Genomic DNA, 10,819 nt, shown 5'->3' with positions numbered 1-10,819 from the left:
CCCGGCACTCAGGTACGCGCCGCCAATTTGCCTCCCTAAACCCCCGCCAGATGAACCACCAGCGTGACGATCCCGTACAGGGTCAAGGCAAACACCAAGGTAAATAGCAGCCCCATGATAAGGAAATGGGAGGCTTTTCCGTGGGAAAAATCCCGAGTCCTGTTTTTTCCGCTTTGCACGCCAAAGGCAGCGGCCATGACGCTGTGCAGCATTTGCCAGAAGCTCGGCGGCTTGTTGTCGGCAGGATCGTTCATAGATGCCTCGGCTGTCTGAGGTTGGAACGGCTACATCCCATAGCGTAGTCAACTTCAAGGCCCATTAACTATCTACCACCCATGCCCGGGCACTGTCGGTTGTACTGAGGCGCTCATTCACATGCGTTTCAGGAAGAAGCCGGTCATGGAAAGTTCGTACATTGTCTCGGGGCCGGGGCCCCACGCAGCCTTCATAAAATCCAGAATACCCGCCTGGGTCAAACACAGCGCTGTGGCAGATATCAAACGCCTCAAGCCGGGATTGTTTCCGGCGCATGCTTCAGAGGCTGGAGCAGCCGATGGGCTCGGCCGCGCACCACGGTGGCTGCGTCAGGCCCTGCTCGACAGCCAGGCTCGCAGCCGGGCTGCCAATCAGGCCTTGGCCAGGGCACTGAAAGGCCTGCAGGGGATCACCCAGTTTGCCGAGCCCCGCTTGCAGGAGGCATTGCACAGTCACCTTGGCCAAGGCCGGGCAATGGACGTCAACACAGACCGGCTGTTTTATCTGCGCCGCAATCAGCCCGTGCGCCAACACAGCCTGTTACAGGCTGCCTTGCTCAACTTTGACGGCAGTGAAGATTTTTCCCAAAGGGTCGCAGGACAACTTAGCGCGTTGGCGCCGCAGGGCGCTTTGCCTGTCGAACGGTTCCAGCCAGACAAGGGCCCTGATCAACTGGCCATTGTGTCGGACACCCTGGTGCATGGTTCTGGGGTTGTGGCACACAGATTCCGACAGGAGTGGGAAAGTCTTCGGCCGGTTCCCGGTTTTGCTTACCGCGAAACATTACCCATGTCACCCGAAGTGTTCTCACAGCTGTGCAGATCCCTGGATTTGGGGCAGCAGTACCAGGCCCATCTGCAGGCGGTTTTTGCTCCACCAGCGGTGCGCGCCCTAATGATCCGGGCGCAAAAAGCACTGCTGGCCGTACGCTTGCATCGGGCACTGCTGCAACGGCATATCACTGACTCTGGTTTTGCCATGATCAGTACGTTGCTGGAGGAGCAACCGCGCGTGTCGTTATATGCAAAACCTGTAGTGTTCAGCCAGCTCCAGCTCTATGGCCAGGTCTTGGACGAGGTGTTGATTATCGGCCCGGATCGTTCCAGGTGGCCGGTTCTGGAATGGGAGCGCACCGGATTGAGCGGTGTGCCGCTGATGAAAAAACCTGAGGTTGAGCCCGTGGTGGTCTATATCCCGGGGGCACCGTTCTCGGCACTCAAAGAATACCCCTCGCTGGAAGCATTTCAGTATGAGCTGGGTCTGAATTTGCGTCTGCCCGCGTATCAGCAGCTGTTTGCCAGTCTGGTCCCCCAAGGGAACGGCGCACTTTTTTTGCAGCGATTGAATCATCAGTTGTACAAGACCACGCCTGATCCGAGAGGTATCGAGCCAGCAGATTATGTTGATGAGGTGGACCTGAAGCTGGAGCTGGTAAGCATCGAAACGTCATCAGCAGGGCTGTTCACGGCCCTCAATACCCTTCATCTGGACAGGCTCAAAGCCAATGCCCGGGCACTTGCAGTGCCCACAGCCGATGCCGACAGCAAGCGCTTGCAGCAGCGTCTTGATGACTACCTTGGCCTTGGTCTTGATGTGTTGAACGTGGCAGCGTTTTTAATCCCCGGTGCAGGGGAGGTCATGATGGCAGTGATGGCTCTACAGATGAGTATGGACATCTACCAGGGCATCGAGTCGTGGCAGGCAGGCGATGTCGAGGATGCCTGGTCGCATGTGGAGTCCGTTGCGCTGAATATCGTGCTGAGTGGTGCAACAGGGGTTGCAGGCCACGTAGCCAGTGGCAGGTTGGCGACTGACCCCGCCGGGATCGACAGGTTCAGGCAAATCGTCCTGCCCAACGGTGAAACCCGTCTGTGGCGGCCCGAAATCGAGGCCTATCAATGCCAGTTGCCGCTCAATCAGCGGCTTGAGCCCAATGCTCTGGGCCAGTATCGGGCAAACGGCAAAACCTGGGTCCAGGTGGGCCGGCAGTTCTACGAACAGGCCTTCGATCAGCAGCTTAATGCCTGGAGGATAAAGCATCCGAGCGACGAAAATGCTTATCAGCCAATCCTCATGCATAACCATGAAGGAGCCTGGCGTCTCGAGCATGAACAGCCCTTGCAATGGGAGCGCCCGACCTTGCTGCGTCGACTGGGGCACGTGACCCGCATGTTCGATGATGAAGAACTGGGGCAGATCGGCGACATCAGTGCTGTCAGTAACGAAACCTTGCGCAGGGTGCATGTGGACTGCCTGCCCGTGCCTGCTTTGTTGAGGGACACATTGCAACAATGGCGGGTTGAGCGGGAGCTGGGCATGCTGGTCGATGGCACAAGAGCGGGCAAGCACGCACTGCTTGCCCGTCTGACCGGCACAGGCCGGACGGCTCAAGCGAATGTCGAATTAGTACGTCGACGATTTCCCATGCTGTCTGAGTCTGCGGCTCAGGAAGTGCTTGAGCTTGCCGGTGAGAATGATGTGGCACGCCTGCGCCGGACAGGTCGGGGGTCGAGGCGGCTGGACCGGCTGGCGCGTGAGTACGCGCAACAGGGCCGTTTGAACCGGGCGCTGGCCGGCTTGTATGTGCCGGGGCTGGCGAATCTCGACAGTGAGCGTCTGGCCATTGAGGCAATGTTGCACCTGAGCGCCAGTCAAAACGTCGTCAGCCCGGCTGCAGTGGCTCGCTACGCCACTTCGCATCGCAGGGAAATGGCCCGCACGCTGAAATTGCATCCTGTGGCAGCAAGACCCGCCTTGCAGAGAATCAATGGTCGGATCGGCTATGCCTTGTCTGGCAAAGGGGCAGCCTTTGACATGAGTCCGTCGTTGATAAGCCGTGTGCGCGATATTTGCCCGCAAATCAGCGACGAACAGGCCGAGGCCTATGTGCGCAAGCGCATCGACGATGGAGAGTCTGCCCAGCATATCTTCGATTTTCTAGCCAGTCGCCAACGTGAGCTGGACACATTGCGTACCACACTGGAACTGTGGTCGAGCACAGCCAGCGGGCCCTTTAACCAACGGATGCGGCGCTTGACGGCTGACCGGCTGGTAGGTTGTTGGCGGGAGGGTGTACTGAGTCGTATTGAACCTTTTGCTTATCTGGATCTTGAATTTGACCTTAGCTGGGCGAGTGAATTTCCTGTACTGGACGCTGACTTTTCCCATGTGCGGACATTGCGGCTGAGCGCCGACCTGATGGTGAGCGAGCCCGATGCCGGATTTGTCAAGCGCTTCCCCAGCGTGGAGCGCCTGGAAATAAGCCTTCAGCGATCACAGATGATGCCCGTTGCCGATGCATTGGCGCAGTTGCCCACGGTCAGCGAGCTGTCATTGGAAGCTGACTGGCAGGGCTTGACCCGTGAGTTCATGGACCGGCTGACAACCCTTGGGCAGATCGAATGCCTGTCTGTGCAGGGGGCACTGGAAACGCTGGATGTCAGTGGCTGGCCGCGGCTGCGGCAATTGCAGGTCAAAGGACGACTTGTTCAGTGGCCAGCAGGCCTGTTCGATCTCACTGATCTTGAAACCCTGGACCTGTTTGGAACCTCGATAACAACGTTGCCCGATGAGCTGTTCACCGGACATCAGCAGTTATGGGCGGGCTTGCTTCTGGATTGGTCAGGCATTGAGCCGTCAACGGCCATGAGAGCCTACGAGCGCCTGCGTACCCATCCTGTGCGAACGGTGGATCTGGAGAAATGGACAATCGCTTACTGCACAGGTTGCCTGACCCGTTTCATGCCCCATGACCGACTGTTTGCCAGTACGGTAATTACGCGTTGGTCCCTTGACGAACAAGCCGTGGCTGAGCTGATGCGGCGCGTTAACGGCTTGCATGAAGAGCACTACAGGTTTGCCGAGGCTCTGGAGGCTTGGGTGTCTCAGGATCCTGAGACGACGCAAACGCTGTTGCGCAGGCAAGCGGCTGACAAGATTCAGCGCTGCTGGCGTGCTGGAATTTCACCCCGACTGGGGTTGGAGGATGCTGGCGCCGGGCCTTCCTGGCGGGTCAGTACTGTAAATCAGGAGCTGGATCTGGCAGACGAAATAATCAGTTCTCTGCCACCTGTGCCGGGGGGGCAGGCGTTTGCCCATGTCCATCGCCTCAACTTGAGCGAGCTGGAGGTGGCTGTCGAGGAAATGGATCGGTTTCTGCAGGCGTTCGGCCAGCTCCGGGAGTTGGACCTGAGCCGCAACGGCCTGGATTTGCTGCCGAATGCTCTGGGTAATTTGCGCCAGCTCACAGACCTCAACCTGGCGCACAACGAGTTGGTGATGAGCCCCTCGTTGCAGATGCAGTTGAGTGGCCTGCATGGGCTCGTGCGCTTGAATCTGCAGGGCAACCGGGTGACAGCGCTGGATATCGGGGCGCTGACCAAGCTGGAGTCGCTTGATCTCAGTCATACGGCCATTCGCAGCTGGCCAGCCGGGGTTTTTGATCTGCCCCGGTTGCGGTTTCTGGATATGAGCAACAGCGCAATCAGGACTGTCCCTGCGACGGCTCTCGTGGGTCATGAGGCACTGATGCAGGGGGTGAAGTTGAATGGTTGCCAGCTGGATGCGCAAAGCTGTGCCGATTTGCTGGCTCATGCCCAGCGTTCGGGACGCGACACGGCAGGCAATATAGCGATCGGATTACTGGCAGCACGCAGGACCGGGGGAACGCCCGAGTTTTTCCCTGCCATTGTCGCTGACAAGCCGGACCTGTTGTTGGCGGCCGCTCCAGTATTGAAGACGGATGAAGTCTTGTTGAGCCCCGCACCGATATTTCAGCCCGGTGCCCCGGAATTGAACCGCACCACCCTGCTGCAAAGGGTCCATCCCGATCTGAGCCTGCATGATGCAGTGCAATACCTTGAACAGATGCAGGCCCGTGGCATGGGTGTGCTGGAAATCGACGCCCGGCTTGCCGAGTGGAATCACCAATACGACGCTCTGGTCCAGCGCCTGAATGGCTGGATCAATATTCCGGGCCACAGGGAAAGCGGACGCTGGGTCAGTGCCGTCGATCGCAGGCGTGCGGCTGACAGGATCATGCAGGCCTGGCGCGATGGGCTGGAGACCGTCACAACGGCGCAGCCCGAGTCTGTGCATACCCTGGACTTCTCGGACCTGTGCCTGGGGGATATACCGCCGCTGAATGTGTCCCAGACGCATATCACCACACTGAACCTCAGCGGTGTACGCATTACTGCCGGGGGCTCGCAAGGGTTTATCCGCGAATTTCCCGGCTTGCGTACCTTGCACCTCAATAATAATGAGCTGACCCGTTTGCCGGAGGGTATCGGCTCGCTTGAAAACCTCACCCGGCTGGAGGCTGCCCACAACCGCTTGCAGGACGAGGAGGGCTTGAGTCGCCAGTTGCAATCACTGGCGCACCTGGAATGGCTGGATCTGAGCTACAACAGGCTCGACACATTTGACCTTACTGGCATGAGCGAATTGCAAACCCTGAACCTGAGGGGGAACAGGCTGGTGCGCTGGCCGACCCGGGTACTCACAACCCCGACCCTCAGAACCCTCAACCTGAGCAACAACCAGATCGATACGATCCCTGTTGAGCTGTTTGAGGGCGATAACGACGCATTGATGGCTCATACTGATTTGTCCCATAACCTGCTCTCCACATCAGGCTATGCAACCTTAAGAGACTACAGGAGCTTTTCGGGCAATGACCTCGGATGCTCCCTTGAGGACATTGAAGACGGCCTGGCCTTCTCCGATAACGCTTCGCTCAGCAGTGATGAGCCTGAGTACGGGGCCGCTGGTGTCGACGAAAACCTCGATCATCTGGAGCACCTGACACCCGAGCAACTGAACGAGCAAAAGGCCCGCTGGTGTGTGGGGGAGCCGCAAGGCTCGCCGAGGCCAGAGATCTGGGACGACCTGCTGGCGCAAAAGGAGAGCAGGGGGCTGTTCTATTTGCTGGATCAGCTGCAATTCACCCAGGACTATATCCAGGACAGACCGGGCCTGACCCGGCGGGTCTGGAATGTACTGCAGGCAGCTGCATCCGATAGCCAGTTACGCGACGAGCTATTTATCATCGGTCATTCCGATGTGACCTGTGGCGATGGTCGAATCCTGCTGTTCAGCGATCTGGAAGTGAAGGTGTTTGAGTTCAATGCCCTGCGCTCAGTGGTGGCTGGCCAGGAAGGGCCTGCGTTGCTCGAGCTGGGCCGGCGCCTGTTTCGCTTGGGGCAAGTGGAGGAGGTCGCGCAATTTGCCTATCAATCACGCCGTGGAGCGGACGCTGCGGAGGTTCGACTGGCCTATCGCATTAGCCTGAGCGAGCGCCTCGACCTGCCTGCGCAGCCCAGGGGCATGCAATACAGCCATGCGGCGAAAGTCACTGAGCAAGAGATTGAAAGTGCTTATTTGAAAATAAAGGCAGCCGAAAATTCGCCGGCCTTTATGGAGCAGTTGATCCTGCAGGGCTACTGGATCAATTACCTCAAGCGCCAGTATCCAGAGGAATTCCTGGCCCTGGAGGAACGTTTTGAAGTGGAGCATAAAGCGCTGGAAGACCGACATGCCGATCTCGGGGAGGTGTATCAACAGGAGCTTGGCGCTCTGGATGAGCGCAAGCGCAGCGAAGAGCAACTTTTGCGTGAACGTCTCTCGGGAGAGGTTCTCGCAACGCTGTCCACGCAGCCTGATTAACCCATAGTGACTGTCGTCGTTGCCGGACATTGCGATCGATTGGTCATCGATCGCATCCGGCAGCGACTGCAGGGTGTCGGAAGCGTTGCTACCTGTTAGTTGTCATACCCCAGGTTTGGCGCCAGCCAGCGCTCGGTCACGCTCAAATCTTGCCCTTTGCGCGCCGTGTAGCTTTCGATCTGGTCCTTGTCGACCTTGCCCACCGCAAAGTACTGCGCTTGCGGATGTGCGAAGTACCAGCCGCTAACCGCTGCCGCCGGGAACATGGCGTAGTGCTCGGTCAGGAACACGCCGCTTTTGCCCGCACGCATCTCTTCGGCCTCCGGATCCAGCAGCTTGAACAGGGTGGCTTTCTCGGTGTGGTCCGGGCAAGCCGGGTAGCCGGGAGCAGGGCGGATACCGCTGTATTGCTCCTTGATCAGCTCTTCATTGGCCAACTGCTCATCCTTGGCGTAGCCCCAGTAGCGGGTCCGCACCTGCTGGTGCAGCCACTCTGCGCAGGCCTCGGCGAGACGATCGGCCAGGGCCTTGACCATGATCGAGTTGTAGTCGTCCCCCGCGTCCTGATACGCCTTGGCCACTTCTTCGGCACCGATGCCTGCGGTAGTGATAAAACCGCCCACGTAGTCGGTCACGCCGCTGTCCTTGGGTGCGACAAAGTCGGCCAGGGAGAAGTTCGGCTTGCCGTCGGTCTTGATGATCTGCTGGCGCAAGTGATGCAGTTTGGCCAATGGCTGGCCATCGTCACCGTACAGTTCCAAATCGTCATCGTTAACCTGATTGGCCGGCCAGAAACCGAACACTGCCCGGGCGCTGATCAGCTTCTCGTCGATCAGTTTTTTGAGCATTTCCTGGGCATCGGCATACAGCGCCGTGGCCGCTTCGCCGACGACTTCGTCGGTGAGGATGCGCGGGAATTTTCCAGCCAGGTCCCAGGAAATAAAGAACGGCGTCCAGTCGATGTACTCGGCCAGTACCTTGAGGTCGATATTGTCCAGTACCTTGGCACCGGTGAAGGTCGGTTTGACCGGCTGGTAGCCGGCCCAGTCGAACTGCGGTTTTTTGGCGATCGATGCCGGGTAGCTCAGGCGCTCGGTGCGGGCACTACGATTGGCGGTGCGTTCGCGGACCTCAACGTACTCTTCGCGGGTTTTCTGAACAAAGGCCGGTTTCAGTTCCTTGGACAGCAATTGCGTGGCCACGCCCACGGCGCGAGAAGCGTCGGTGACATAGATCACGGCATCGTTCTGATACTTGGGTTCGATCTTGACTGCGGTGTGCGCCTTGGATGTAGTCGCACCGCCGATCATCAGTGGCAGGTGGAAGTTCTGACGCTGCATCTCGCGGGCAACATGCACCATTTCATCCAGCGACGGCGTGATCAGGCCGGAAAGGCCGATAATGTCGCACTTCTGCTCTTTGGCTACCTGCAGGATTTTCTCTGCCGGCACCATCACGCCCAGGTCAACGATGTCGTAGCCGTTACAGCCAAGCACCACGCCGACAATGTTCTTGCCGATGTCATGCACGTCGCCCTTGACCGTGGCCATCAGGATCTTGCCCTTGGCTTCCGGTTTGTCGCCTTTTTCCAGTTCGATAAACGGGATCAAGTGGGCCACGGCCTGTTTCATCACGCGGGCAGACTTGACCACCTGGGGCAGGAACATTTTGCCCGCACCGAACAGGTCGCCGACGATGTTCATGCCCGACATCAGCGGGCCTTCGATCACTTCGATCGGGCGCTTGAACGACAGGCGCGACTCTTCGGTGTCTTCAACGATATGGGTAGTAATGCCCTTGACCAGTGCATGCTCCAGACGCTTGTTGACGTCCCAGCTGCGCCACTCTTCGGTTTCGGCTTCCTTGACGCTGCCATCGCCCTTGTACTTGTCGGCAATCGCCAGCAGGTTGTCGGTGGCATCCGGGGTACGGTTGAGCACCACGTCTTCCACGGCATCGCGCAACTCGGCCGGGATCTGGTCATAGATTTCCAGCTGGCCGGCGTTGACGATACCCATGGTCAGGCCGTTGCGGATCGCATACAGCAGGAACACCGAGTGGATCGCCTCACGAACCGGGTTGTTGCCACGGAACGAGAACGATACGTTGGATACACCGCCCGAGGTCAGGGCATAGGGCAGTTCGTCGCGGATATAGGCACAGGCATTGATGAAGTCCACAGCGTAGTTGTTGTGTTCTTCAATGCCGGTGGCCACGGCAAAGATGTTCGGGTCGAAAATGATGTCTTCCGGCGGGAAGCCCACTTCGTTGACCAGAATGTCGTAGGAGCGTTTGCAGATTTCTTTTTTGCGCGCCTCGGTGTCGGCCTGGCCGGCTTCGTCGAAAGCCATCACCACCACGGCGGCACCATAGCGTTTGCACAGTTTGGCGTGATGAATGAACTGCTCGACGCCTTCTTTCATGCTGATCGAGTTGACGATGCCCTTGCCCTGGATGCACTTGAGGCCCGCTTCGATCACTTCCCACTTGGAGGAGTCGATCATGATCGGTACGCGGCTGATATCCGGCTCGCCGGCGATCAGGTTGAGGAAGGTCACCATGGCCTTCTTCGAGTCCAGCATGCCCTCGTCCATGTTGATGTCGATGATCTGCGCACCGGCTTCAACCTGTTGCAGGGCCACTTCCAGGGCTTCGGTGTAGTTGTCTTCGCGAATCAGCCGGGCGAAGCGGGCAGAACCGGTGATGTTGGTTCGCTCGCCGACGTTGACGAACAACGAGCTGCGATCGATGGTGAACGGTTCAAGCCCGGAGAGACGGCAGGCCTTTGGAATGTCCGGGATCGGGCGCGGAGCATAACCGGCTACGGCGTTGGCGATGGCCTGGATATGCCCCGGCGTGGTGCCGCAGCAACCGCCGACAATGTTGAGGAAACCGCTCTGGGCGAACTCTTCAATGACCTTGGCGGTTTCCGCCGGCAGTTCGTCGTACTCGCCGAATTCGTTGGGCAGGCCGGCGTTGGGGTGCGCCGAGACGTAGGTGCTGGCCTTGTTCGACAGCTCTTCGAGGTACGGACGCAGTTCGCTGGCACCCAGGGCGCAGTTCAAACCCACGGAAATCGGTTTGGCGTGGGCCACCGAGTTCCAGAACGCTTCGGTGGTCTGGCCCGACAGGGTACGCCCGGAGGCGTCGGTAATGGTGCCGGAAATCATGATCGGCAACTCGACACCCAGCTCTTCGAAAACGCCCTGTACGGCGAAAATCGCGGCCTTGGCATTGAGGGTGTCGAAGATGGTCTCGATCAGGATCAGGTCGGCGCCGCCTTCGATCAGGCCTTTGGTGGCTTCGGTGTAGTTCTCCACCAGCTCATCGAAAGTCACGTTGCGGTAGCCGGGGTTGTTTACGTCCGGGGACAGCGAGCAGGTGCGGCTGGTCGGGCCCAGTACACCGGCAACAAAGCGTGGTTTGTCCGGGGTTTCCAGCGTTTTGGCATCAGCCACCTTGCGCGCCAGGCGGGCGCCTTCTACGTTTAGCTCGTAGGCCAGTGCCTGCATGCCGTAGTCGGCCTGGGAAACCTGGGTGGCATTGAAGGTGTTGGTTTCGAGAATATCGGCACCGGCATCCAGATAGGCCTTTTCAATCGAGCCGATCACGTCGGGGCGGGTGAGCACCAGAAGGTCGTTGTTACCCTTGACGTCGCTCGGCCAGTCGGCGAAGCGTGTGCCACGATAGTCGTGTTCCTCTAGACGGTAGCTTTGGATCATAGTGCCCATGCCGCCATCGAGAATCAGAATGCGCTCTTTGAGGGCTTGCTGAAGTGCTTGGAGACGAGCGCTGCGGTCAGACATAGGACTACCTGTTAGAGCCATGCAAAAGATGCGAAATCATAACAAACCTGCGTGGGATTTGAGCGTCTGCTGTTTTACATGAATTTGATTCA

General features: G+C 58.6%; 3 protein-coding genes. 1 reads left to right on the top strand and 2 read right to left on the bottom strand.

The features are described 5' to 3' along the window. Positions 1 to 35: 35 nt before the first annotated feature. Positions 36 to 254: a DUF2970 domain-containing protein gene (locus FHL07_RS02315; RefSeq protein WP_095000403.1), complete on the bottom strand. Its 219-nt coding sequence runs from the start codon at positions 252 to 254 to the stop codon at positions 36 to 38. Positions 255 to 399: 145 nt separating this feature from the next. On the opposite strand from FHL07_RS02315, the gene FHL07_RS02310 reads away from it, so the two are divergent. Then, on the top strand, positions 400 to 6,921 hold the full coding sequence (locus FHL07_RS02310) for an NEL-type E3 ubiquitin ligase domain-containing protein (protein WP_138738045.1): 6,522 nt from the start codon (positions 400 to 402) through the stop codon (positions 6,919 to 6,921). Between the two features lie 95 nt (positions 6,922 to 7,016). On the opposite strand, the gene metH is transcribed toward FHL07_RS02310, so the two are convergent. Continuing rightward, on the bottom strand, positions 7,017 to 10,727 hold the full coding sequence (gene metH, locus FHL07_RS02305; RefSeq protein WP_095023579.1) for a methionine synthase: 3,711 nt from the start codon (positions 10,725 to 10,727) through the stop codon (positions 7,017 to 7,019). Positions 10,728 to 10,819: the final 92 nt, after the last annotated feature.

This window comes from Pseudomonas sp. FSL W7-0098, assembly GCF_005930585.1.
In the GTDB taxonomy this organism is placed as follows: domain Bacteria; phylum Pseudomonadota; class Gammaproteobacteria; order Pseudomonadales; family Pseudomonadaceae; genus Aquipseudomonas; species Aquipseudomonas bubulae.
This window is presented reverse-complemented; position numbering and strand designations above follow the sequence as displayed.

Excerpts from the sequence above, each read along its gene's own strand:
- metH (WP_095023579.1), bottom strand. The coding sequence starts at position 10,727 with ATGTCTGACCGCAGCGCTCGTCTCCAAGCACTTCAGCAAGCCCTCAAA.
- FHL07_RS02310 (WP_138738045.1), top strand. The coding sequence starts at position 400 with ATGGAAAGTTCGTACATTGTCTCGGGGCCGGGGCCCCACGCAGCCTTC.
- FHL07_RS02315 (WP_095000403.1), bottom strand. The coding sequence starts at position 254 with ATGAACGATCCTGCCGACAACAAGCCGCCGAGCTTCTGGCAAATGCTG.